Source organism: Streptomyces pseudoechinosporeus (assembly GCF_054783935.1).
Window position 1 is genome coordinate 50,554 of sequence record NZ_BAAGPS010000056.1, and the last position, 24,772, is coordinate 75,325.

Sequence of the window (24,772 nt, forward strand, 5' to 3'; positions counted from 1 at the left end):
GGTCTCTCCGAATGGCTGTCAGGGTGTCAGGCCGAGGAACACGCGGCCGTTCACTTCGAGCGTCGCCGCGTCGATTCCGTGGTCCTGGGGGAAGCCGGCGGGATCCGGCTGGGCCATGTCGAAGGGGTAGTCGCTGCCGCACAGGATGCGGTCCGGTGCGGCGTGGGCGCGGAGCAGCCGGAGCACCGCCGGGTCTTGGGTGACCGTGTCGAAGTAGAGCCGGGTGAAGGATTCGCTCGGCGGGCGGCTGCTTCCTCGGCGTACGTCGTCGCGCGTACGCCATCCGTGGTCCCACCGGCCCACCAGGGATGGCGCGCAGCCACCGCCGTGGACGAAGCAGATCCGCAGGTCCGGGAGTTCCTCCAGTACGCCGCCCAGGAGCACGGAGGCCACGGCGGTCGTGGTTTCCACCGGGTTGCCGATCAGGTTGACCAGGTAGTGGTGGTCCCACTCGGGGCGTGGCAGTTGCATGGGGTGGACGAGCACGGCGAGGCCCAATTCGGCGGCCACGCCGAGGACTTCGCGCATGGTGCCGTCGGCGTAGGAACGTCCCTGCGCGAGGGGAGGCACGGCGACGCCCGCGATGCCGTCGGCCCTCGCCAGTCGCGTCAGCTCCCGACGGGCGGCGGTCACGTCGTCCAGCCGGACCAGGCCGAGTCCGACGAGCGTTCCGTCGGTGCCGGCCACGGCCTGGGAGAGCTGTTCGTTGTACGCGGCGACGTAGGCGTCGGCATCGGACGGCGCGTGGACCGGGAAGGCGAACGGCGGCGCCGAGACGACCCGGGTGCCGAGGCCGGCCTTCACGGTGTCGGCGGCGACGGTGTCGATGTCGGTCATCGCCGCGGTCGCGAACGACAACGGGGTGTCGCCGAGAAAGAGTTCGCCGTCGCGGTCGTTCATGCCTCCGTAGGGATTCCCGGGCGGAAGGGCGAGTAGTTCGCGCGGCAGCCAGTGGGCGTGGACGTCGATGACGCCCGCACGGATGTCACCGGTGAGAGCCATGGCTGCCTCCTTGCGCCTGTGCCTGCTCCTGTGCCGCGCGCGTGATGGCGCGCTTGATGGGCTCGTAGCCGGTGCACCTGCAGATGTTGGAGCCGACCAGGCCGGCGACGGCCTCCGGGTCGTCGCCGAGGCCGGGATCGTCCTCCAGCGCGCCGGCGGCCACCATGAGGAAGCCCGGTGTGCAGAAGCCGCACTGCAGGGCGCGTTCGGCGGAGAAGGCCCGTTGGAGGGGGTGCGGCTCTCCGTCGGGTCCGGCGAGGCCTTCCACCGTGCGCACCGAGCTGCCGTCGCACTGCACGGCGAACATGAGGCAGGAACGTACGGCCCGGCCGTCGACCAGGACAGTGCAGGCCCCGCAGATTCCGTGCTCGCAGCCCAGATGCGTACCGGTGAGGCCGCAGTCCTCCCGCAGTACGTCGGCGAGTATGCGCCGCGGTTCGACGTCGAGCGGGTGGGCGTCGCCGTTCACGTTGAGGGTGATCTTCATCGGTGGTCTCCCTGGTGTGCGGCGCCGCGTGCCCGCTGGTCCGCCGCCGCCTCGCGCAGCGTTCTGGCGACCAGGACCGCGACGGCCTGCCGCTTGTACTCGACATCGGCGTACGGCTCGGCCACGGGCGCGGCGTCCTCCGTCGCGGCGATCCGGCCCGCGAGGGCGAACGGATGGTCCTCCGGGAGACGGTGGCCGGCCGGGGGCGCGTCGGCCTGCGCGCCGATCAGCGCCTGCTCGGCGGCGCGTGCCCGCACCGGCCTGTCGGCCGAGTTGACCAGCCCTATGCGGGCCTCGTCGATCACTCCGTCCCGCACGGTCAGCGCCGCCGCCACGGCCACCTGGGCGAAGGTGAAGTGGGTGCGCCGGTGCTCGACGAAGCTCACGCCCGTGTCCTCACCGAGGAGGGGGAGACGTACGGCGGTGATCAGCTCCTGCGGGCGACGCGCGGTCCGATAGGGGCCCTGGAAGTAGTCGGCGGCGGCGACCTCGCGCGCCCCGTCAGGACCTCGCAGCTCGACCACGGCATCCAGGGCGACGCCGATCGCGCACCACTCGGAGGCGGGATGTGCCCAGGCGAAACTGCCGGCCATGGTCCCGCGGGAGCGGATGGGGGGATGGGCGATGTTGACGACGGCGCGGGCGAGCAGCGTGCCGAGCGGGCCGGGAACGGCCCCCGGCGATTCGAAGACGGCGTGGCGTACCAGGGCGCCCACGCGCAGGGTGCTGTCCGCGACGCTCAGGTGACCGAGCTCCGGGATGCGGTTGATGTCGACGACCAGCTCCGGGCTGATGCGCTGGAGATGCATCTCCAGGATGAGGCTCTGTCCGCCGGCGAGCACCTGGGCCTTGCGTCCCGTGTCACCGAGGGCGTCCACGGCCTCGCGGACGGTGCGCGGCACGACGTAGTCGAAGGGGGCGGGTTTCACCGGACTTCCTTCTCTCGCTTCGGAGTTCGGGCCGCTCGCCACACCACGTCCGGGGTGAGCGGCATCTGGAGCAGGTCGGGGTCGGCGAGGTCCAGCGCGTCGGCGACCGCGTTGACGACGGCGGCCGGGGTGCCGATGCAGCCTGACTCGCCCGCACCCTTGGCGCCGAGGGGCGTGACGGGGCTCGGCGTACAGGTGTCCTTGATCTCGATGGGCGGGATCTCGGTGGCCGTCGGCAGCAGATAGTCGAGGAAGCCCCTGGACAGCGCGGGCATCCCGTTCTCGTCGAAGGACATGCCCTCGTACAGCGCCTGCCCGATGCCCTGCACGGCCGAGCCGAACGCCTGCCCGTGCACGACAGCGGGGTCGAGCACGACTCCGCAGTCGTCCACCGCGACCAGTTGGAGGACGCGCACGGTGCCCAGTTCCGGATCGACCTCGGTCACGGCGGCGTGGGCGCCGAACGGGAAGGCCACGCCTGCCTCGAAACGGTCGTCGACGCGCAGCGGCCCGGTGGCCTCGACCAGTTCGGCGAGGCTCATGCTCATGGACCCCGGACCGTCGTGGACCGCGTGCACCGTGCCGTCCGACCACTCGACCTCGTCGACGGGCACCCGCCACAGCTTCGCCGCCCGGTCCCGGGCCTCGTCGACGAGCAGCCGGGAGGCGTGCTGAAGCATCGCGCCGGCCACCTGCGCCGAGCGGCTGGCGAAGGAGCCCAGCCCTTCGGGCTGCTCACGGGTGTCGCCCTCGACGAGCCGGACCCGTGACTCCTCGATGCCGAGGGTCTTGGCGACCAGTGCGGGGAAGACCGTCTCGTGGCTCTGGCCGCTGGGGGCGGTCCCGCAGCGGGCGGTGACCGTGCCGTCCGCGTGTGCCTCGACGCCGCCGAACTCGTGCAGACCGCCCGGCTCGCCGCCGGAGCGCTCCACGTAGCAGGAGAGCCCGATCCCCAGGGGCAGGGCGTTCGGGTCGTCGCGGCGCCGGGCCTGTTCGGCACGCCACTTGTCGTAGTCGAGGGTGTCGAGGGCCAGGTCGAGGGCCGCGGTGTAGTTCCCGCTGTCGTAGCGCCGGCCGGTGGGGGTGTCGTACGGGAAGTCCTCGGGCGGAATGAAGTTGCGGCGCCGCAGTTCGGCGGGGTCCGTCTCCAGGCGGCGGGCCAGGGCGTCCATCGCCCGCTCCAGGGCGATCGCCGCCTCGGGCCGGCCCGCTCCCCGATAGGGGTACGTCATCATCGTGTTGGTCAGTACCGAGCGCAGGGTCGCGTGGACCTGGGGGGTCGTGTACGGGCCGGTCGCCATCCAGGCGGTCTGCATCGGCAGTCCGGCACCGAGGTGCGGGTAGGCGCCGATGTCGGCGTCGATGGTCAACTCGTAGGCGAGCAGCCGTCCTTCGGCGTCGGACGCGAGCCGGACCCGCTGGTCCTGGCCCCGGCCCCGGGTCGCGACGAGCATCGACTCCAGACGGTCCTCGATCCAGCGGACGGGCCGGCCGAGTTTCACGGCGAGAAAGGCGACCACGACGAACTCCGGGAAGGCCGCGCTCTTCGACCCGAAGGCGCCGCCGGTGTCCGGTACGACGACCCGTACGCGGTCGGTGGACCAGCCCAGCAGAGCGGCCAGTTCACGGCGCAGCCGGTGGGGCATCTGATGCCCGGACCACACGGTCAGCCCGCCCTCCTCGGGCACGGCGAGGATCGTCCGGCACTCCATCGGGCTCGGCATCAGCAGTTGCTGGCGGTACCGGCCCTCCACCACTGCGGCCGCCTCCTGCCACACGGAGTCGTCGATCGGCTGCCCGGCCTCGCCGCGCAGGGCGACGTTGCCGAGGCCATCGAAGAGGCGAACGGAGTCGTCCGCCGCGTCAGTCGGCGTGACCACCGCGGGCAGCGGATCGACGGAGAAGGTGACCTCGGCGGCGCCGTCCTCCGCGCGGTAGCGGTCCTCCCCCAGGACGACCGCCAGCGCCTCACCCGGGTACCGCACCCGGTCCTTCACGAGCGCGGGCCACTCCCGGCCGGCCACGGCCTCCTCCGTGGACAGCCCGGCCAGCAGGGTGTACGGAACCAGGGGGAGATCCGGCAGATCCTCCGCCGACCAGGCCCCCACCACGCCGGGAACATCACGAGCGGCGGCGCAATTCACTTCGCGCAGTACACCGTGAGCGACTTTGCTCCTCACGAATGCCGCGTCCAGACATCCCGGGACTTTCATGTCGGCGACATAGCGTCCTCGGCCGGTGAGAAGCCGTTCGTCCTCACGCCTTTTCCATTGCTCCACAAACACACCTCGACGTTCGTGTCATTGCGGGTGGCGCCTACAACGGATTCGACGCTAACCGCGTAATGAGCGGGTGCGGGGCCCTGGCGGAAGGCTGTGCGCTGTGGGAACGGAAGCCGTGCGCTGCCGGCACATACCGGACAGTGTGCTCATCTCCGATCGAGATGACTGACATCCCGAACCATCGCATCCGGTGAGGAAGGAAGAGAGTCGGGCCGGTGCTGACGTGCGTGACGAAAGAAGGTGCACATGTCCGCGACACCCCAGACCAAGAGCCCGTCCATCACCCAGGACGCGTCTCATGGCGTACCGGGCCGACTGGTCGCACTCCTGGCCGTCGCCTCCGGCATGACGGTCGCCAACCTCTACTACGCCCAGCCCCTGCTGTCCTCACTGAGCGACGTCTTCCACACCAGCGCGGCCACCGCCGGAACCCTGATCACCCTCACCCAGGTCGGCTATGTGATCGGCATGCTCTTCCTGGTCCCGCTCGGCGACCGGCTGGAGAAGCGCAACCTGATCACCGCCCTGCTGGCGGTCACGACCCTCGCCCTTGTGGCGGCCGGGCTCGCCCCCAACTTCCCCGTCCTGCTGATCGCCTCGCTGGTCAGCGGCGCCACCTCGGTCGTCGCCCAGATCCTGGTGCCCTTCTCCGCGAGCCTCGCCCCCGACCACGCCCGGGGCCGCGTCGTCGGCCAGGTGATGAGCGGACTGCTCACCGGGATCCTGCTCTCCCGCACGCTCAGCAGCCTGGTCTCCGACCTCGCCGGCTGGCGTGTCGTCTTCCTCGGCTCCGCCACCCTGATGGCCGTCCTCGCGCTGCTGCTGCGCGCGGCCCTGCCGCGGCACGCTCCGACCACGGACATGCCGTACCACCACGTACTGCGCTCCACGGTCCGGCTGGTGCGCACCCACCCCGTACTGGTGCGCCGCGGCCTCTACCAGGCGGCGATGTTCGGCGCGTTCAGTGCCTTCTGGACCACCGTCTCCTTCGTCCTGACCGGTCCCCGCTTCCACTACTCGCCGCTCGCCGTCGGTGTCTTCGCCCTCGTGGGCGCGGCCGGTGCGGCCGTCGCCCCGTTCGCCGGGCGCTGGGCCGACCGAGGACTCGTACGTCCCGTGACCGGTGTCGCCTTCGTGGTCGCCGCCGTCGCCTTCGCGCTCGCGGGGTTCGGCGGGCACAGCGTCGTACTCCTCGCCCTGGCCGCGATCCTGATCGACATGGCCGTACAGACCACGCTCATCCTCGGCCAGCACACGGTCTACCAGCTCGACCCCGACGCCCGTGCCCGCCTCAACAGCGCCTTCATCGCCACGTTCTTCCTCGGTGGCGCGGCAGGCTCCCAGCTGGGGTCGGTCGTCTACCACGCGGGAGGCTGGACCGGCCTCAGCGTCCTCGGTGCCGCCCTTCCCCTGGCCGCTCTCCTCTACTGGCTCTCCGAACGCCCGCAGCGCCCAGCGGCGAAGCCGAGCCCGGCCGGCCTGTAACGGTGGGTAACTCGATCGGTCACGTAAGGTCATGGTGACGATGGAGAGATCTGAGGGAGACGGGGTGGAGCTGGAGCCGGTGCGGTTCGCGGTCCTGGGTCCGGTCGCGGTGCGACGGGCGGGAGCGGAACTGACGCTCGGGAGTCCGCAGGAACGGGCCTTGCTGGCACTGCTGTTGGTTCGGGCGGGGCAGCCCGTCGCCCTGAGCGAGATCGTCGGAGTCCTCTGGGGCCCGCGTCCACCCCACAGCGCCGCCAATGTGATCCGCCGTCATGTCGGGGCGCTGCGCCGCCTCGTGGAGCCCGGCCTCCCCACCCGGGCCGTCGGCCGCTGGCTGACACGGGACGCGGGCGGCTATCGGTGGGCGGCCGACGACAACTCCCTGGACCTCCTGCGTTTCCGCCGGCTGTGTGACGAGGCCCGGCAGGCGCCCGTCGACGACTCCCCCGCGCGGGCCGTCGAACTCTTCACCGAGGCGCTGTCCTTGTGGCGAGGGCCGGTGGCCTCCGGGCTCCCCCTGGAAGTCCGCGAGCGCGCGAGGTTCGCTTCGGTCGACCGCGAACGTCTCGCGGCCGTGCGGGAGGCGGCGGACGCCGCGCTCCGTGCCGGTGTACCGGACGCGATGCTGCCCGCGCTCCGGGAAGCCGCCGTCGGCAACCCGCTCGACGAACCTCTGCTGGCCAGGCTGATCCTCACGCTGACGGCAACAGGACGTCGGCCCGAGGCGCTGAGCACGTACGAAGCCGCGTGCTCCCGGCTCGCCGACGAGTTGGGCCTCGACCCGGGGGCGGAACTGCGCGAGGCCCGCCGTACCGCGCTGCAGGACACCCCGCCGACCGCGGCGGCGCCCTCCGCCCCGTGGGCGGCCCCCGCGCCGGTTCCCACTCAACTGCCGCACGACCTGCGGACGTTCACCGGCCGCCGCGGCGACCTGGACGAGGTACTGGGGTTGCTCACGAACGACGACGCGCGGCCCGCCGACACGGTGGTCATCAGCGCCATCGGCGGCATGGCCGGCATCGGCAAGACCACACTGGCCGTGCACTTCGCCCACCGGGTCGCCGACCGCTTCCCCGACGGACAGCTCTACGTCAATCTCCGGGGCTTCGACCCGTCCGGAGCCGTCATGAGCGCCGGCGAGGCCGTCCGTCTCTTCCTGGAGGCGCTCGGCGTGCCGCCCCACCGCGTCCCGCACGGCGTGGACGCCCAAGCCGCGCTCTACCGCAGCCTGCTGGCCGGGAGGCGGTTGCTCGTCCTGCTGGACAACGCGCGCGACACCGACCAAGTACGACCGCTGCTGCCCGGTACCCCCGGCTGTCTGACCATCGTCACCAGCCGCAGTCAGCTGTCCGGGCTGGTCTCCGCGCACGGGGCTCATGCGCTGACCCTGCGCCCGCTCGACACCGAAGAGGCCAGGGCGTTCCTCGCCCGCCGACTGGGCACCGAGCGGCTCGCGGGCGAGTCCGAGGCGGTGGCCGAGATCACCGCCCTGTGCGCCGGCCTTCCGCTCGCACTGGCCTGCGTCGCCGCCCGCGCCGCCGCGCATCCGCACTTCCCGCTGTCGGCCGTCGCCGCGGAGCTGCGCGAAGCGCACGGCAGCCTCGACGCCTTCAGCCGGACCGACGCCTCCGCGAACGTCGGCGCCGTCTTCTCCTGGTCCCTGGGCGCCGTCTCGGCCGGGGCGGCCCGCCTCTTCCGGCTGCTGGCCCTGCACCCCGGCCCCGACTTCTCCGTACCCGCCGCGGCCGCACTGGCCGGTATCCCGGTGCGGGAGGCGCGCCGCCTCCTGACCGAACTCGCCGACGTGTGCCTGGTGGGCGAACACGCCCCCGGCAGGTACGCCTTCCACGACCTGCTGCGCGCCCACGCCGCCGACCTCGTGGACACGTGTCACCCCGAGGCGGAGCGTGCTGCGGCGATCGACCGGCTCTACGCGTCCTACCTGCACACCGCTCATGCCGCCGACCGGCTCCTCGCGCCGTACGCGGATGCCGTGTCGCCGGGACACCCTCCGGCGGGAGTCGCCGCGCAGCCGCTCGCCGACGACCGGCAGGCCCTGGACTGGCTGTCCGCCGAATACCCGGTGCTGCTCGCCGTCGTCGAGGCGGCCGCGGACTCCGGTCGCGACCGGCTCGTCTGCCTGCTCGCCTGGTCCCTGGAGCCGTTCTTCGACCGGCGGGGCCACTGGCACGACTGGGCGGCCGCCCAGCGCACCGCGCTCGAGTCGGCGCTACGGCTGTCCGATCCCGCCTGGGAGGCCCGCGGCCTGCGCGCACTGGCCCGGGCCGAGGGACGGCTGGGCCTGCACGACCGGACCCGTGCCCGCCTCCACCGGGCACTGAAGCTGTTCACCGAGCTGGGGGACGACATCGGGCGGGCGCACACACATCGCAGCCTCGGCTGGGAATGCGACCAGCAGGGCGACCTCCCCGGCGCCCTGAGCCACAACCAGCAGGTCCTGGAGCTGTTCCGGGACAGCGGTGACGGGGCGGCGCAGGCCAGCGTCCTCAACTCGGTCGGCTGGTACCACGCGCTGCTCGGCCAGTACCGGCAGGCCCTCGCCCACTGCTTCCAGGCCCTGACCCTCCTCCGGGGGCTCGGCGACCGCTACGGCCAGGCGTCGACCTGGGACAGCATCGCCTACGCCCATCACCACCTCGGCCGCCACTCGCACGCGCTCCTCGGCTACCGCAACGCGCTCGCCCTTTACCGGGAGCTGGGCGTGCCGTACATGGAAGCCTGCACTCTCGTCCACATCGGTGACACCCACCTCGCGTTGGGCGCCACCGACGACGCGCACGCCGCCTGGCGACAGGCGCTCACCACCTTCACCGCACTCGGCCACCCCGACGCAGACCAGGTCCGGGCCCGACTCCGTGAGCAGAACGAGAGGTGCGGTCTCGCATGACACCTCGCATGACAAGTGGACCGACAAGTGGACCCGGCCCGGACCGGTTTCAGCAGCCGTTCCCGCCTGACGGCGCCGGTGACACGTGGCAACCGTGAGAGGCCGGGAGGAGGAGCTGGCCTTCGTCGGCGTACGGTTCGACGCGCTGGCCCGGGGCCATGGCGGCATCGTGTGCGTCGAGGGGTCCCCCGGCAGCGGCAAGACCCGGCTCCTGGCTCAGGCGTGGTCGATCGCGGCGCGCCGCGGGCTGAGGGTGTTCTGGGGAGGCGCGGATCCCGACGGCCAGTTCGTCCCGCTGGGCCCACTCCTCGACGGCCTGCTGTCGGGCCCCGAGCCGTTGTTCGACGTGGACAAGCTGCGTGATCTCGGGGCCGCGCCCGAGCAGCGGTTCTGGCTGCTGCAGGAGGTGCAGGACCGGCTGGAACAGGCGGCGCTCGGCACTCCGCTGGTCATCGTTCTGGACGACGTCCAGTGGCTGGACGACATGACGCTCCTCGCCCTGCGGACGCTCTCGGCCCGGCTTTCGGCCCACGCGATCCTGTGGCTGGTGGCCGTCCGCAGCGGCGCCGGCACACCGGGCGTACGCGCGACGCTTGCCCGGCTGGAACAGGCCGGCGCCCATCGGCTCGGGCTCGGTCCGCTGTCCGACACCGCGGTCGCCCAGATCACCGCGGACGTACTCGGCGCCGCTCCGGACGCCGGGACACTGAGCGTCGCCCGCCGTGCGGAGGGCGTTCCCCTGCTCCTGGTGGAACTGCTGCGCGACATGCGCGACGAACACTCGGTGATCGTCGAGGACGACGTGGCGCGACTGGCCGGCGGACGCCTCCCCGCCCGTTTCCAGGCCTCCGTACGCCGGCGTCTCGACCGTCTCTCCGAACCGACCCGGGAGATCGTGCGGACGGCGTCCGCGGTGGGACGGACGATCACCGTCGACCTCCTGGCCGAGCTGCTCGACAAGCCGACAGCGACGCTGATCTCATCCGTGCAGGAGGCCATCGACGCCGATCTGTTCGTGGAACGGGACGACCGCCTGGTGTTCCGCCACGACCTGATCCGCGAGGCCGTCGAAGGCAGCCTTCCCCTGTCCGTGCTCCGGGCCCTGCGGTGTCAGGCCGCCGATGTCCTGCTGGCGCGTGGGGCATCGGTGACCGAGGCGGCCGCCCTGCTGGTGGACAGCGCGAAGCCGGGAGACCGCAAGGCCGTGGACATGCTGAGGGCCGCCGCGGCGGAACTCTCCACGTCCGCGCCGTCGTCGGCGCGGGAGCTCAGCCGCCGGGCCCTGGAACTCACCTCCGGGGAAGATCCGCAGCGGCCGGCGATCGTCGCCGAGACGATGCTGTTCCTCTGGCAGACGGGCCAGGCCGCGCAGGCCCGCGCGCTGGCTGCCACGGCCCTGCCCGGGAGCATGCGTCCGGAGGCCGAGGCGCGGGTGCGGCTCGGCCTGGCGCGCGTGTCCAACCAGTACGACTTCACGGAGGCCGCCCACCAGGCGCGTACCGGAGCGGATCTGGTCGGCATCCCGCCCTCGCTACGCGCCCAACTGCTGGCGCTGCGGTGCCTCAACCTGTCGATGGTCGGGGACTTCCAGGCGACCGACCAGGCCGTCTCCGAGGCGCTCGAAGCTGCCGCGAGTGCGCGGGACAAGGCCGCCGAGGCCACGGCGATCGCCGTCGACTCGCTGGTGCGGTTCCACCGGATGGACTGGGACGGCGCGTTCGAGCGCGTGGACCGGGCGGCGGCCCTGGCGGCCGAGGTCGGCTTCGAGCATTCGCTGTGGGTGCCGGAGGCGCTGTGGAAGGCGTTTCTGCTGAACGCGGCGGGCCGCTCGGCCGAGGCACTCGCCGAGTCCGAGACCGGTGTCCGGGAGAGCCGGCGGCAGAACCAGGCCGCGGCCATGGGCCTGTGGCTGATGAACCGGTCCCGGGTGCTGCTGGACGCCGGCCGGCTCGAGGACGCGCGGGCCGAGGCCGAGGCCGCGTCCGCGATGACGGACGAACTCGGCATGGGCGGCAACTTCGCCGACGGCACCCTCCTCTACACGCTGCTGCGCGTCGCCCTTCATACGAACGACCGAGAGGCGGCCAGGGCGTACGCGGCCGACGCGAAACGGATGCTGAGCGACCCGGCGATCCTCATACGCAACGTCGGTTCCTGGCTGTTGGCACTGGTGGCGGACGCCGAGGACGATTCCGGTCGGGCCATGGCCCTCCTCGACGAATCCTTCGGGACGTTCGGCTCGGAGGGGCCTTCCCTGGCGAGCCCGGACGATCCGGCGGACGCGCCCGTCTTCGTCCGCATGGCCCTGCGGGCGGGTGCGCTGGAGCGTGCCGCGGCCGTGGTCGCCGTGGCGGAACGCCGCACAGCCCTCAACCCGGGTTACCCGTTGTTGGAAGCGGCAGCCACACACGCCCGAGGGCTGCTCGACAACGACCTCGTGCCGCTGCTGCGCGCCGTCGAGCTGTACAAGGGCATCCCTCGCCTGCTGCCCCGGGCCTCCGCGCACGAGGACGCCGGCCGGAAGCTGGCCGCACGACGCGTCGTGTACGCCGTGCCCCACCTCGACGCGGCGCTCGACCTCTACACGGAGGCCGGCGCCGAGCGGGACGCCGCGCGTGTACGCCGCCGACTGCGGGCCGCGGGGGCACCCCGGCGCCGTCCGTCGTCCAAGGGGTCCGTCAAGGTGTGGCCGGAGCTGACCGCCTCGGAGGTCGCGGTGATCCGGCTGGTGGCGCAGGGCCTGACCAACCGGCGAACCGCGGAGGACCTCGCGATCTCGCCGCACACCGTGAGCTCCCACCTGCGGCACGCCTTCACCAAGCTCGGCGTCACCTCCCGGGTCGAGTTGGCCCGACTGGTGAAGGCACGCGAACACACAGAGTGACCGTTTCCTATCCCACAGCGGTCGGGGCAATCGGTCGAAACCGTGCGATGCGCACGCCCACCGCCCGCTGACAGGATCGCCGGAACGGGAGGAGAGACGGATCTCATGACGCCTGACGCACTGATCCATGACGGCGGAACCATGCCCGGCAGCTTCTACACCACCGATCCACTGCCCGCCCACCGCAGACGGGCGTACTGGCGCGCAGCCCTGTCCCAGACGTTCGGCGGCGTGAACATGGCCGTTCCGGACGAGGTGCGTTCGGCCATGATCCGTACGACGCCGCTCGGCCGACTCCGGGCCGTCACGGTCCACGGTGAGAGCCTGTCCGCCCTGCGCACGCGCCGACTCGTCGCGCAGGGCGCCGAAGACGCGTACGTGGTCCTCAAGCTGGTCGACAGGGGCACCGGCCGAGTCGCACAGGACGGCCGTACAGCGCGCCTCGGGCCGGGGGACATTTTCGTCTACGACACGACGCGCCCCGTCCGGCTGGACCTGCCTCTGCCCTTCCGGACGAAGTCCCTTTATCTGCCGCGAGACATGCTGGGCCTGAGCGAGTCCGACCTGACTCGCATCACCGCCTCCCCTCTCGGCTCCGACACACCACTGGGCGCGCTGCTCTCACCGTTCCTGGGCAGGCTCGTGGACAGCGCGGGAACCCACCCGCCCCGCACCGGTGAACTGCTGGCCCGCAACGTGGTGGACCTGCTCGGCGGGCTGGCCGACGAGCGGCTCGGCCGGGCCGCCACGGGCACGGACACACCCGAGGGGAACCGGGCCCTGCTGCTGCGGATCCGGGCGTTCATCGATCAGCACCTCTCCGACCCCGGCCTGACCCCGCAGGTCATCGCCCGGGCCCACCACATCTCGCCGCGCTATCTGCACAAGCTGTTCGAGAGCGAGGGCGTCACCGTCAGCCGGTGGATCCAGCGGCGCCGTCTGGAGGCCTGCCGACAAGATCTGGGCCGCCGCGACATGGCGGGGACCGCGATCGCCGCAGTGGCACACAACCGGGGTTTCACCAGTGCCGCCCACTTCAGCAGGGCATTCCGGGCCGCCTACGGAATGTCACCCCGCGAATGGCGCGAAACCCGACCCGAAAAGTAGCTCCCGACAAGTGTTCTTTCTGGGGCTGTATTCCGTGCGTTCTTCGTCAAGTGGAAAGCACCGCCAACTCTAGGCTGATGCACGGAAAATCCCTTCTGCAACCATTGTCGGGGGACGGAATGCCTCAATCTCTTCCCTTCTCGGTCGTCCACGCGGTGACGGTGTACGTCGGCGTCACGGACGAACTTCCTGTGCCGCTTCCCGCGGAGTTGCACTACGACAGCACCGACCCCTACGCCGTACTCCTCTCCCTCGGCGCACCGGAGACGAGCCCCGTCGACTGGGTGTTCGCCCGCACGCTGCTCATGGAGGGCCTGCGCCGGCCGACCGGAACCGGGGACGTCCTGGTGATTCCACGGCACCGGTACCGACCGCGCGCCGTGCACATCGTCCTGAGGTCCGCCCGGGGCGCCGCACTGATCGAGATCGCGGCTGCCGAGGTCTCCGCGTTCCTGGAGCAGACCGTCGCGTTGGTGCCTCCGGGAACGGAGACCCTGCTCGTCGACCTCGACCGCGCCCTGGCCGAACTCACCGACAGCAGCGACTGACTGCTCCCCGCTGCCGCGCGGAGAAAGGGCGTGGAGAAAGGGCGTTGACTGGGAGTGCCCCGTTTCTTGACCCTGAGCGCAGTGGACAGCGGCTCGTGTCCAACTGGGCTCCTAGGCTGCCAAGAAGGTGCGACTGAAGGATCGGGCGCTCCTCGTCGGTCCGCGAGCGCAAGACGGGGTTCGAAGAGTTGATGCAGTTCGAAGTGCTGGGTCCCCTTCGGGTGCGCCACGGAGAGACGGAGCTCGATCTCGGGTTCCCCCAGCAGCGTGCCCTGTTGGGCCTGCTTCTGGTGCAGGCGGGCCGGCCCGTCCCGGCGAGAGTCATCGTCGACACGCTGTGGTCCGACCGGCCGCCGGCCAGCGCGATGAACGTGGTGCGCCGTTACGCCGGTTCACTACGGCGGCTGCTCGAACCCGGCCTGCCACCCCGGACGCCCGGACGCCGGCTACTCCGCCGCGCCGGTGGTTACCTGCTGGAGGCGGACGAGGACGAGGTCGACCTGCTGAGGTTCCGCGACCTCACCCAGCAGGGCAAGCGGGCCGCGGCGACCGGACGACCCGAGGTGGCGCTGCGGCACTTCGACGAAGCGCTGAACGGCTGGCGGGGCCCGGTGGCCATGGGAATCCCCGCATCCGTCCGCGAGCACGCCGTGTTCGCCGCGGTGGAGCGCGAACTGGTGCGTACGACCGTGATGGCGGCCGACGCGGCGCTGCTGTGCGGCAGGGCGCAGCACGTCCTGCCGCCACTGCGCCGGGCCGCCGAACTCGATCCGCTGAACGAGTCGTTGCACGCCAGGTTGGTCATGGCACTCGCCGCCTCCGGTGTGCAGGCCGAGGCGCTGGCAGCGTACGAGGCCGTACGACGGCTGCTGGCCGAGGAGTTGGGGGTCTCCCCCGGCGCCGAACTGTCCGCGGCCCACACCCGGGTGCTCCGCCAAGAGATCCAACCCACCGGTCCCGCTCCCGGCCGCGGGTGGCGGGCGACGCCATCCCGCGGGCCGGCCCCCGTGGTCCGGCCCGCACAACTGCCGCCCGACCTGAAGGTGTTCACCGGCAGGCGGGCCGAGCTCGGCACTTTGCTGAAGATCACGAATGCGGCGTCGGACTCCGCCGGGGCACCTGCGACGGTCCTGATCAGCGGGATGGCCGGCATCGGGAAGACAACCCTCGCGGTCCACTGGGCCCATGAGATCGCCGATCGGTTTCCCGATGGTCGGCTCCACGTCGAGCTGCGGGGATTCCACCCGTTCAGGACCCGTCTGGAACCGGCGGAGGCACTGCGTGGGATGCTCGCCGCGCTCGGCGTGCCTGCCGGGCACATGCCGATCGGCCTGGACGCCCTCGCGGGTCTGTATCGGAGCGCGCTGTCCAGCCGACGGGTTCTCGTGCTGCTCGACGACGCTTTCGACAGCGATCAGGTCCGGCCGCTGCTCCCCGCCGCGCCCGGCTGCCTCACGCTGGTCACCAGTCGCAACAGCCTGCCCGGCCTGATCGCTTCGGGAGGCCACCCACTGCGCCTGGACCTGCCGTCCGCCACGGACGCACGCTCCGTGCTGGCCCTGCGTACCGGCCACGAGCGCCTGGCCGCCGATCCCGCGGCGGCCGACGAGATCATCGCGCGCTGCGGCCGGCTGCCGCTTGCGCTGGCCATCGTGGCCGCGCGTGCGATCAGCCGCCCGGGCTTTTCGCTCGCGGCCATCGCCACCGAACTGCGTCACTCCCAGGGAAGCCTCGACGCCTTCGCCGCCGCGCCGGGCGCGGTCGACGCCCGCAGCGCGTTCGCCTGCTCCTACCGCTGCCTGCGACCCGAGAGCGCCCGGCTGTTCCGTCTCCTGTCACTGCCCTCCGGTCCGGATGTCACGGTGGGCGCGGCCGCAGCCCTTGTCGGCCTCCCGGCCCGCAGAGTGCGTCTGATGCTCGACGAACTCGCCGACGCCCACCTCGTCATCGAACACGCTCCCGGTCGCTACGCCCTCCACGACCTGCTCCGCGTGTTCGCCGCCGAACTCATCCGAACGCACGACGATCCGGCGCAGCGACAGGCCGCGCGAAAGCGTCTGCGGGATCACGCCCCGCACGCCGACCACGCGTAGACGGCACGTTCAGCCACCTCTCTCACTCCGTCGTCACTTTTTTTGCACTGGCTCCTTCCTAGGCTCCGTGGTCAGTGCACGCAGTGGTTCGGCGGAGATCGGGGGGCGTGACAGATGATGTCCGACATCAGCACCATCGGGGCTGAGGGCGGTGGGAAGATATGCCGGATGCCCATGGGCCTCGACATCGTCGTCACCGGCGAGTCGCCTGCACGGTTGCCCGCGGAGCGGTGGCCCCGGCCGGAGGCGCACCGACTGATCGCCCGGAGCGTCGGCGAGTACTTCTTCGTGGGCGTTCGGGGCGCCGCCTCCGCCACGGAGCCAGCCCAGGACGTCCGTCTCGACCCCGGAGACATCTGCTTCTACGCCGCGGACCGTCCGCCGCTGCTGGACTTTCCCGAGCAGGACGTCCGGCTGAAGGTCTTCCTCGTGCCGCGCGAGGCGCTGGGGCTGGAGGAGCACGAGGTGGGGCAGGTCATGGCGGCCCCGGTCAGCCGCTCCTCCCGGCTGGGAGCGCTCCTGTCGCCGTTCCTGTCCGAACTCGCCGACACGGTCTCCTCGTCCCAGCCCCCGGTCGGCGAGATGCTCGCCTGGAACACGGTGAACCTCCTGGCCACCCTGGCCACGGAACAGTTGGGCAAGGACGCGACAGGCACACCGGACGCGCGGTCACCGCTGCTGGCGCGGATCCTGCGGTTCGTCGACCTGCACCTGACCGACCCGGCGCTGTCCCCCGAGGTGATCGCCGGGGCACATCACATCTCGGTGCGGTACCTGCACAAGCTCTTCCATGACGAGGGCACCACGGTCGGCCGGTGGATCCAGCGCCGCCGCCTCGAGGAGTGCCGGCGCGACCTGCTGCACCGCATCCGCGGCCGGCAGACCATAGCCGCGGTCGCGGGTCGCTGGGGCTTCCTGAGCGCCACTCACTTCAGCCGGGTGTTCCGGGCCGCGTACGGCATGTCGCCCAGCGAGTGGCGGGACACGGCCGGCCGCGGTGCGGGGGCTCGTATTCCATGAGCAGGCGTACGGCCTTCTCGAATTCCACCTCGTAACCCCCGAGACACCCTTTTCTTCGTGCACTCCGAGATAAGCGGCCGTGCACTCATGAGCAATTCCGTCAGCTCTGCGATTTTAGCGTGGATATCCACAACCCGTAGTTCCACAACTCGTAGTTCACCCACGAAACAGGGGAGAATTTCATGTCCGACACGATCAAGCCCGTTCAGCCGGTCCTGGAGCCTGCGGCCGCCGCGTTCGCCGAGGCGACCGCCAATCCGCCGTACCTCTTCGAGCTGCCGCCCGCCGAGGGCCGCAAGGCGGTCGACGAGGTGCAGTCCGGCGACATCGAGAAGCCCGCGATCGACGAGGAGTGGATCACCGTATCGGGCGGTCCGACGGGCAGTGTCCGGGCCCGCATCGTCAAACCCGCCGGCGCCGAGGGGACCCTGCCGGTGATCCTCTACATCCACGGCGCGGGCTGGGTGTTCGGCAACGCCCACACCCACGACCGCCTGGTGCGCGAACTCGCCGTGGGCGCGAACGCCGCGGTGGTCTTCCCGGAGTACGACCTCTCCCCCGAGGCGCGCTATCCGGTGGCCATCGAGCAGAACTACGCGGTCGCCCACTGGGTCGTCCAGCAGGGTGCGTCCAAGGACCTGGACGCCACCCGCATCGCGGTGGCCGGCGACTCGGTCGGCGGCAACATGAGCGCCGCCCTGACGCTGATGGCCAAGGAGCGCGGCGACGTCTCCCTGGTGCAGCAGGTGTTGTTCTACCCGGTCACCGACGCCGCCTTCGACACCGGTTCCTACCACCAGTTCGCCACCGGCTACTTCCTGCGCCGCGACGGCATGCAGTGGTTCTGGGACCAGTACACCACCGACGAGACCGAGCGCGCCCAGATCACCGCCTCCCCGCTGCGCGCCACCACCGAGCAGCTCACCGGCCTGCCGCCGGCCCTGGTCATCACCGGCGAGGCGGACGTCCTGCGCGACGAGGGCGAGGCGTACGCGAACAAGCTGCGCCAGGCAGGCGTCCCGGTCACCGCCGTGCGCTTCCAGGCGATCATCCACGACTTCGTCATGCTCAACACCCTGCGGGAAACCCACGCTGCCGAGGCCGCGATCACGCTGGCCATCACCAGCCTGCGCACCGCCCTGCACGCTCGCTGACGCGGCAGCACACACTCACCGGCACCGAGGAGAAGAAGCACACACGGCCACCAAGCCCACCCCCACAGTCGTTCTCGTGCACGGAGCCTTCGCAGACGCCGGAAGTTGGTCCGGGGTCATCGCGGAACTGCAGAACCACGGCATCCCGGTGGTGGCGCCGGCCAACCCTCCCCCAGCTCTCGGCTTCGCTCGAGCCGGGGGGACCCCCATCGCGGCCTGGCCTCGGACGCCGCGTACATCGCCTCCGTGGCGTCTCAGATCGACGGCCCGGTCGTCCTGGTCGGCCACTCCTACGGCGGTGCGCTCATCACCGTGGCGGGCACCACGGAGAACGTCGTCGGACTCGTCTACGTCGCCGCCTACGTCCTCGAAGAGGGCGAAAGCCTCGGTGAGCTGCAGGGCCGCTTCCCCCTCTCGCCGCTGGTCAGCAACCTCAAGGAGTGGACGTACCCGGTCGAGGGCGCGGAGCCCGCGGTCGAGGTCACCATCAACGCGGAGGCGTTCCCCGAGGTCTTCGCCGCGGACGTGCCGGCCGCCGTCACCAAGGTCCTGGCGGCGGCGCAGCGCCCGCTGGCCGCCGCCGCGTTCGAGGAGACGGCCTCGGCGGCCGCGTGGCAGACCAAGCCCTCCTGGGCGCTCGTGGCCGGCGCGGACCAGGCGATCAACCCCCAGGTCGAGCGCTTCGGCGCCAAGCGGGCCGGGGCGACGATCGTCGAGCTCCACGGCGCCTCGCACGCCGTGGCGGTGTCCCAGCCCAAGGAGGTGGCCGACCTGGTCCTTGACGCGGTACGCGCCACGAGCTGACGAGGCGGCAGACGGCGCGGACGGACTCCGGTATGGCGTCCGCGCGGCCCGTCCGTCTTCCCGCAGACCAGGATCCCTACCGGCGTGGCACCGTGACCACGACGACCAAGACCGCAGACAGCGCACCGGTGACAGGCGCGGGTGCCGTCGAGTACGCGGCCGACAGGACGCCGGTCGCAGCGACAGGAAACGGGATCCGCTCGGCCACGCTCCTTCCTTTGGTGGGGACGGAGGCGCACGGCCCACACCGTGATGAGGAAGACAGCCGCCGGAACGGTGACCGCCACGCCCGCAGCCGACGATTGAGGCGTCGGTGTGCCGCGTGACGTGATCCGCGTACGCGGCCAGGCCGGCTCCCCCGGCGGTCGCCAAGGCGAAGATCAGGTAGTGGCCGTAGGCCCAGGTGAACCTCCTGCGGTGGGCCCGATGCGTCGTGGCGAGCAGGGTGTGCGCGGGTCCGGCGAAGTACAGCCACCACATGGCGTAGGCCATGAGCAGGCCACCGGCCGCCACCGCGTACAGCGAACCGTTGCCGTGGTGCCGGTCGAAGGCGCCGCGGACGGCGACAGTGGCGGACGCGACGGACTCACCGAGCACGATGAGGGTGAACAGCTCGTAGCGCTCGGCGATGTGGTGCGGATGCCATGGCGTCATCCCGGCGGACTGCGCCCAACGGGCACGGAGACCTCGGCGACGATCACCACCACGATGCCCGGCAGCCGCACCGAGGCCGACATGCCGGGCAAGGCGACCCAGCCGACCTGACACACCGTGATTCCGACGGCGAAACGCAGGGTTGTCCGCCGCCTGGCCGGGTCGGACAACGCGGCCCGCAGCCACAGCGAGGCCAACGCCGTACGCAGCACGACATATCCGAGGGTGATGATCCGCAGATCACCTTCGTCGAACGCGCGGCTGACACCGGCGGCGAGGACGAGCGAGTTGGTGATGGCTCGCGGAGGCCTGTGCCACCGCGATGACGAAGCACAGGTCGAAGAAGAGTTCCAGCGAGGTGGCGGTCCTGCGCGGTTCGCCGGGGTCCCGGCCCGGCATGGTGCGCCATCGCCTGGCGGCCGGGACCGCGCGTGTGGTCGGGGTGCTGCTCAGCGGAGGGCTCCCAGAGCCGCCTCGATCGTCCGGTGGAAGGTGGGATAGGTGTAGATCATGTGCTGGAGCCGGTCGACAGGTACCTCGGCGTGCACCGCCACGTTCAGACCGTAGAGCACCTCACCTCCCGCCGGCCCCGCCGACGTCGCACCGACCAGCACGCCCCGGTCGGCGTCCTCGACGAGCTTGATGAACCCCTCGCCGCCGGGTCCGTGAATCCACCCGCGTGTGGAGGAGGAGAGGGACACCACGCTGGTGCGCACATGCAGCCCTCGTTCCCGTGCCTGACGCTCCGTCAGTCCCACGGCTCCGATCTCCGGATCGGTGAAGGTGACGCGAGGCAACGCCCGGTAGTCGGCGTCGGGACCGGGCTGCCCGAGGATGTCCCGAACGGCAATCTCGGCCTGGTACATCGACACATGGGTGAAGGCACCCCGGCCGGTGATGTCGCCCACCGCCCACAGTCCCTCTCCGGCCCGCATCTGTCCGTCCGTGTGCAGGGCCCGCGCCACCGGATCGAGCCCCATCGCGTCGACCCCGAGCGCGGTCAGATCGGCGTACCGCCCGGTGGCGACCAGGAGCCTCTCGGCACGCAGCGGGCCCTCGTCCCCCTCCAGTCGTACGGTGAACGCGGCGCCGTCATGGCTCACCTCCCGCGCCCGAGCACCCGTGAGGACGGTGACACCGTCCGCCCGCAGAACCTCCGCCGCCAACTCCCCCGCCTCCGGCTCCTCCTGCGACAGCAGCCGGTCCTGCCCCTCGATCACCGTGACCGCGCACTGGAAGCGGGCGAAGACCTGGGCGAGCTCGACGCCGATGGCGCCCCCGCCGAGCACGACCATCGACGCCGGCAGCTCCTTGGCCGCCATGGCGTCCCGGTTGGTCCAGTACGGCGTTCCTTCGAGGCCCGGCACCGGGGGGATCCGGGGCCGTGTGCCGGTGGCCAGTACGACACCGCGCCGGGCTTCGAACGTGCGGTCGCCGACGGTCACTTGCCGTACGCCGGAGAGGCGGCCCCTCCCCCGGACGAGCCGACCGCCCTTGGCGGCGAGCCGGTCGGCGGCCACCCGGTCGTTCCAGTCGTCGGTGGCCTCGTCGCGGATACGCCCGGCGACCCTGCCCCAGTCCGGGGTCACGGCCACCTCACCGGCGAGGGCGGGGATCCGGCCCGCCTCGGCGAGCAGGTTCCCGGCCCGGATCATCATCTTGCTGGGTATGCACCCCCAGTACGGACACTCGCCTCCGACGAGTTCCGCCTCGACTCCCACCACGTCCAGTCCGGCCTCGGCCAGCGTGCCCGCGACGTACTCGCCGCCCGGCCCCAGCCCGACGACCACCACATCCGCCTGCTCGTTCGCGCTCATGTCTCTCCTCGCTCCCCGGCCCCCCGGGCGTGGGCTGTCCCGCCGAGGCTAGAAGCGGCCGGACGACCGCCCGTGACCGCCAGCGCACGGGGGCTTGCCCGAGAGCGAACGCCTGGCACGTGCGACGGGCACAGTGCGCTGACGGGCATCACCGCATGCACTGCGGGGCAACCCGTCTCCCCTCCGGGTGCCTAGCGTCACTCGGGTACGCACAGCGCGACATCACGACATCACAGGAGGCGGATCATGACCAGCAGCTCCCATCACGTGAGCGGCTCCCAGCCCGTGAGCAGCAGCCAGCCGTGGCTGCACCAGAAGGGCGAGGTGATCCAGGAGTTCGGGACCGTCAAGCAGTTCCCGGTCGGCCTGTCCTACGAGGCCCGGATGTACTCCTGCCAGTGCCTGAACAAGGTCCTGGCGGACACACAGATCCTCTACGGCCTCTACAAGAAGCACCACTGGCTGATGCGCGGCGCGACCTTCTACCAGCTCCACCTGGTCCTGGACAAGCACGCGGGAGAACAGCTCGAACTCGTCGACACCATCGCCGAACGCGTCCAGTCCCTGGGCGGCGTCGCGATCGGCGACCCCCGGCACGTCGCCGAGATCACGTCGATCCCGCGGCCCCCGGACGGTGTGGAGGAGGTCCCGGCGATGCTGTCACGGCTGCTGGAGGCCCACGAGACCATCCTGGTCGAGTCCCACGACGCCGCCGCACGCACCGTCGAACTGGGCGACGACGGCACCAACGACCTGCTGGTGTCCCAGGTGATCAGGACGGGCGAACTCCAGGCATGGTTCCTGGCCGAGCACCTGGTCGACACTCCGCTGGTCCGCGCCTGAGAGCTTGAGACGGCACGCCCAGCACGCCCCTGTGCCCACATACGATGCAGCGAGGATCGAAGATCGTCGCCTTCGTACCAGACGGAGCGCTGCTGACCGGGAGCGGATGATGGATCTGCGGCAGATGGAGGTCGTCGTCTCGGTGGCCGACGCGGGCGGCTTCACGGCGGCGGCAAGGCGGCTGCACGTGGTCCAGTCCGCCGTGTCCAGCACGGTCCGCGCTCTCGAACGCGAACTGGGCACCCCACTGTTCGACCGCACCACACACCGCGTCGCCCTGACCCCGGCCGGCGAGGCGTTCGTCCCCGCCGCCCGCGCCACACTGCGGGCCGCCGAACAGGCCCGGGAGGCGGTCGATGCCGTAAAGGGGCAACTGAGCGGGCGGGTCACGGTCGGCACGATGCAAGGGGTCTGGGCCGGGCTCCACCACGCCCTGGCCGCGCTGCGGGCGGAGCATCCAGGCGTGGTGGTCCAGCTGCGGCAGGCGGCGGTCGCCGACATCCGCCAGGCACTGCGCGAAGGCACGGTCGACCTGGCCGTCGTGGCGCTCGACCGCCAGCAGCAACGAGGACTGACGACTCGGCTGCTGTCCCGCGAGGAGATGGTGCTGCTGGCCTCGTCCCGGCGGGTCATCGCCGGGACGACACCGAACGGCGAAGTCGCACTGGCCGACGTCGCCCAGTTGCCCCTGGTGGACTTCACACCCGGCTGGGCCATCCGTTACGCGGTCGACCGGGCCTTCCGCGCCGCCGGCATCGACCGCAGCACGACCTTCGAGGTGAACGACATCGTCGCGGCGGCCGAACTGGTCCGCAACGATCTGGGAGTCTGCATCATGCCCAGGTCGATCGCGGACCGCTTCCCCGACCTGCCCCAGTACCGGTTCGACCGGCACGCCCCCAACTGGAAGATCATGGTGGTACGACCTCCCGGCGAGGCACCACCGGCAGTCGCCGCATTGCTGCGGCACATCACCTGACGGGAACTCAGAAGCTTTATGAGCACACCAAACGGAATCGATCCGAGCGTCCCGCCCAGCGGCACGGGCTGTGTCGAATGTGACGCTGCCGACGGCTGGTGGTTTCACCTGCGGCGCTGCGCCCAGTGCGGGCACATCGGCTGCTGTGACGACTCCCCCTCAAAACACGCCACCGCCCATGCCGAGGCCACCGGCCATCCCATCCTCCAGAGCTTTGAACCCGGCGAGAGCTGGTTCTGGAGCTACGACACCTCCGAACTGTACGAGGCAGGCCCGAACCTGGCTCCGCCCAACAGCCACCCTGCCGATCAACCCGTACCCGGACCGGCGGGACGCGTCCCGGCGGACTGGGCCGACCGTCTGGGCTGACAGAGCATTCGGTCCGCAAGACCAGAAGAAGAACCACCCAGCCTCTACGACCGGATCCGCCACCTGCCCTGGCGCGACATCGACCTGGACCACTACGACCGCCTTCCAAGTGCCCTGCCGTGTAGTCCGGCCGATCAACCGGGCGGTGCACCAGAAGTTCGACCGATAGCAGCAACGCAACCGGAAGCCATCCCGCGACCAGCACCGGCTTCCACTCCAGAGCCGGTGCCGCCGCGATGTTCGCGGCCAGCGAGACCGCGATGCCCAGCAGAAACGCGGACCACACCGCGCCCGGCGCGTGCGAGGTGCCGTGGGCTTCAGCAGGCCGACCGTGGCCAGAAGCAAGAGCCTGTCCACAGACAACGGCCAGAGCGAGGCACTGACGGTGTCCGCCCCGCCCTACAGCCCGAACTCCCGCTGGTGAACGTACGAGGCGTAGGCGGCGACCCCGGCAACGACGAGAGCGCACAGAGGGCGAATCCACGCGTTGAGGTCAAAGCCCCGGCTCCCGCCAGTTCCCTCCTGGGACTCGGTGACGTCGCTCATCGAACCCACCGCCCGGCACCGTGTCCCAGTGCACAACGCGTGCACACTTGCGCGGGAATTTCCGGGAAGTCGCAGGTAGATGCGGGAAGTGCCCAGACACGGCAAAGGACCCCGACCGGACCAAGAGCCCAGGTCAGAACCCCGATGGCAGACGAGTCGGGCTGTACGCCGGATTCTGTCGCACCGAGCCTCTCCCCTAAAGACTCCCCAGACGCGGTGTTCCACCTGTCCCGTGCGGCATTGGGGATCACGAGGCCCAGCTCAGGCAGGCAAGGAACTCCGGTCAGCTCAGCGCGGAATGGGCGGAGCCCAACTCGAAGCGTCTGCAATTGCGTTCGAACTCGGTCGTCGCTTCCGCGTCTTCCCTATGCGGGTTCATCGGAAGCCGGGTAAACCGATCACCACTCGATCGATGGAGAAAACGATGAGCCAGAACCGCGAGCCGATCTGCCGTGCGTAGTCTGATGTTGGTCGGCCTTGCGGCCTTCCTGCCCTGCCTGCCGGGTCTGGCCTGGCTACCGCACCAGTGAACTGGGAGCGAGCGCTGTGCAGAGTCAAGATCCGCTGCGTGAGAACGAGGCCGGGCCCCAACGGGCTGCCGCTGCCGAGAGCTCTGCCTCGTGGCAGTACCGGCAGCCTGGAACACTCAACGGCCGCCGCTTCTCCGGATTCGCGCACGTCGCCACGGGATGCGAGGCCTCATGCATCCACGCCGAGTTGACCGATGCCATGTACCAGCTTCTCGTCTGGGCAAGCACCGCCCGGCAGACCGATAGCAAGCGTCCCGCTGAGAGCGGCGCGGGAAACGCTGCCTGAGTCCCTAAGAAGCCGTATCTCAACCGAACGTGATCGTTTGATTCT

17 protein-coding genes and 2 pseudogenes are annotated in these 24,772 nt (G+C 71.0%); 12 read left to right on the forward strand and 7 right to left on the reverse strand.

Annotation, left to right across the window (positions count from 1 at the left end; genetic code table 11):
• Positions 1–18: 18 nt before the first annotated feature.
• Genes ACYVO6_RS37095 through ACYVO6_RS37110 form a run of 4 tightly spaced genes read right to left on the reverse strand, consistent with a single transcriptional unit; the run spans position 19 to position 4,703 of the window.
• A complete protein-coding gene (locus ACYVO6_RS37095; protein ID WP_461069142.1) occupies positions 19–1,002 on the reverse strand; it encodes an amidohydrolase family protein in 984 nt (327 codons plus the stop codon).
• Positions 986–1,489, reverse strand: coding sequence for a (2Fe-2S)-binding protein (locus ACYVO6_RS37100; protein ID WP_461069144.1), 504 nt, complete (start codon positions 1,487–1,489; stop codon positions 986–988). The genes ACYVO6_RS37095 and ACYVO6_RS37100 overlap by 17 nt, the downstream gene beginning before the upstream one ends.
• Positions 1,486–2,418 carry an FAD binding domain-containing protein gene (locus ACYVO6_RS37105; protein ID WP_461069146.1) on the reverse strand — a complete coding sequence of 311 codons (933 nt, stop codon included), beginning with the start codon at positions 2,416–2,418 and terminating at the stop codon, positions 1,486–1,488. The genes ACYVO6_RS37100 and ACYVO6_RS37105 overlap by 4 nt, the downstream gene beginning before the upstream one ends.
• A complete protein-coding gene (locus ACYVO6_RS37110) occupies positions 2,415–4,703 on the reverse strand; it encodes a xanthine dehydrogenase family protein molybdopterin-binding subunit (protein ID WP_461069148.1) in 2,289 nt (762 codons plus the stop codon). Before ACYVO6_RS37110 ends, ACYVO6_RS37105 begins: the two co-directional genes overlap by 4 nt.
• A 243-nt stretch (positions 4,704–4,946) precedes the next feature.
• On the opposite strand from ACYVO6_RS37110, the gene ACYVO6_RS37115 reads away from it, so the two are divergent.
• The 9 genes and pseudogenes from ACYVO6_RS37115 (at position 4,947) to ACYVO6_RS37155 (ending at position 18,703) form a co-directional block, all read left to right on the forward strand.
• Positions 4,947–6,185 (forward strand): MFS transporter, encoded by a 1,239-nt coding sequence (locus ACYVO6_RS37115; protein WP_461069150.1) that lies wholly within the window; start codon positions 4,947–4,949, stop codon positions 6,183–6,185.
• 40 nt (positions 6,186–6,225) lie between these two features.
• Positions 6,226–9,093 carry an AfsR/SARP family transcriptional regulator gene (locus tag ACYVO6_RS37120; RefSeq protein ID WP_461069152.1) on the forward strand — a complete coding sequence of 956 codons (2,868 nt, stop codon included), beginning with the start codon at positions 6,226–6,228 and terminating at the stop codon, positions 9,091–9,093.
• A gap of 85 nt (positions 9,094–9,178) precedes the next feature.
• Positions 9,179–11,977: a helix-turn-helix transcriptional regulator gene (locus ACYVO6_RS37125; protein ID WP_461069154.1), complete on the forward strand. Its 2,799-nt coding sequence runs from the start codon at positions 9,179–9,181 to the stop codon at positions 11,975–11,977.
• A gap of 105 nt (positions 11,978–12,082) precedes the next feature.
• On the forward strand, positions 12,083–13,084 hold the full coding sequence (locus ACYVO6_RS37130) for a helix-turn-helix domain-containing protein (protein WP_461069156.1): 1,002 nt from the start codon (positions 12,083–12,085) through the stop codon (positions 13,082–13,084).
• A 119-nt stretch (positions 13,085–13,203) separates the two neighbouring features.
• The gene (locus ACYVO6_RS37135; protein ID WP_461069158.1) at positions 13,204–13,632 is read left to right on the forward strand and encodes an SsgA family sporulation/cell division regulator; all 429 of its coding nucleotides are present in this window, start codon (positions 13,204–13,206) and stop codon (positions 13,630–13,632) included.
• A 191-nt stretch (positions 13,633–13,823) separates the two neighbouring features.
• Entirely contained in the window at positions 13,824–15,725 is a 1,902-nt protein-coding gene (locus tag ACYVO6_RS37140; RefSeq protein ID WP_461069160.1) for an AfsR/SARP family transcriptional regulator, read from the forward strand.
• Between the two features lie 168 nt (positions 15,726–15,893).
• A complete protein-coding gene (locus ACYVO6_RS37145) occupies positions 15,894–16,745 on the forward strand; it encodes a helix-turn-helix domain-containing protein (RefSeq protein ID WP_461069162.1) in 852 nt (283 codons plus the stop codon).
• Positions 16,746–16,927: 182 nt separating this feature from the next.
• On the forward strand, positions 16,928–17,899 hold the full coding sequence (locus ACYVO6_RS37150) for an alpha/beta hydrolase (protein ID WP_461069164.1): 972 nt from the start codon (positions 16,928–16,930) through the stop codon (positions 17,897–17,899).
• A 76-nt stretch (positions 17,900–17,975) separates the two neighbouring features.
• Positions 17,976–18,703 (forward strand): annotated as a pseudogene (locus ACYVO6_RS37155) (alpha/beta hydrolase).
• 369 nt (positions 18,704–19,072) lie between these two features.
• On the opposite strand, the pseudogene ACYVO6_RS37160 reads toward ACYVO6_RS37155, so the two are convergent.
• Together ACYVO6_RS37160 and ACYVO6_RS37165 are read right to left on the reverse strand one after the other, a co-directional pair.
• Positions 19,073–19,653: pseudogene (locus ACYVO6_RS37160) on the reverse strand (low temperature requirement protein A); the annotation flags it as partial.
• 153 nt (positions 19,654–19,806) lie between these two features.
• Positions 19,807–21,174, reverse strand: a complete 1,368-nt coding sequence (locus ACYVO6_RS37165; RefSeq protein WP_461069166.1) for a dihydrolipoyl dehydrogenase family protein — start codon at positions 21,172–21,174, stop codon at positions 19,807–19,809.
• A gap of 246 nt (positions 21,175–21,420) precedes the next feature.
• Here ACYVO6_RS37165 and ACYVO6_RS37170 point away from each other — a divergent pair, with 246 nt between their 5' ends.
• The 3 genes from ACYVO6_RS37170 to ACYVO6_RS37180 all read left to right on the forward strand — a co-directional run bounded on the left by ACYVO6_RS37170 (position 21,421) and on the right by ACYVO6_RS37180 (position 23,365).
• Positions 21,421–22,017, forward strand: coding sequence for a Dps family protein (locus ACYVO6_RS37170; RefSeq protein WP_461069168.1), 597 nt, complete (start codon positions 21,421–21,423; stop codon positions 22,015–22,017).
• A gap of 109 nt (positions 22,018–22,126) precedes the next feature.
• Positions 22,127–22,996: a LysR family transcriptional regulator gene (locus ACYVO6_RS37175; protein ID WP_461069179.1), complete on the forward strand. Its 870-nt coding sequence runs from the start codon at positions 22,127–22,129 to the stop codon at positions 22,994–22,996.
• 18 nt (positions 22,997–23,014) lie between these two features.
• Positions 23,015–23,365: a UBP-type zinc finger domain-containing protein gene (locus tag ACYVO6_RS37180; RefSeq protein ID WP_461069170.1), complete on the forward strand. Its 351-nt coding sequence runs from the start codon at positions 23,015–23,017 to the stop codon at positions 23,363–23,365.
• 399 nt (positions 23,366–23,764) lie between these two features.
• Here ACYVO6_RS37180 and ACYVO6_RS37185 read toward each other — a convergent pair whose 3' ends face one another.
• On the reverse strand, positions 23,765–23,911 hold the full coding sequence (locus ACYVO6_RS37185) for a hypothetical protein (protein WP_461069172.1): 147 nt from the start codon (positions 23,909–23,911) through the stop codon (positions 23,765–23,767).
• Positions 23,912–24,772 lie beyond the last annotated feature (861 nt).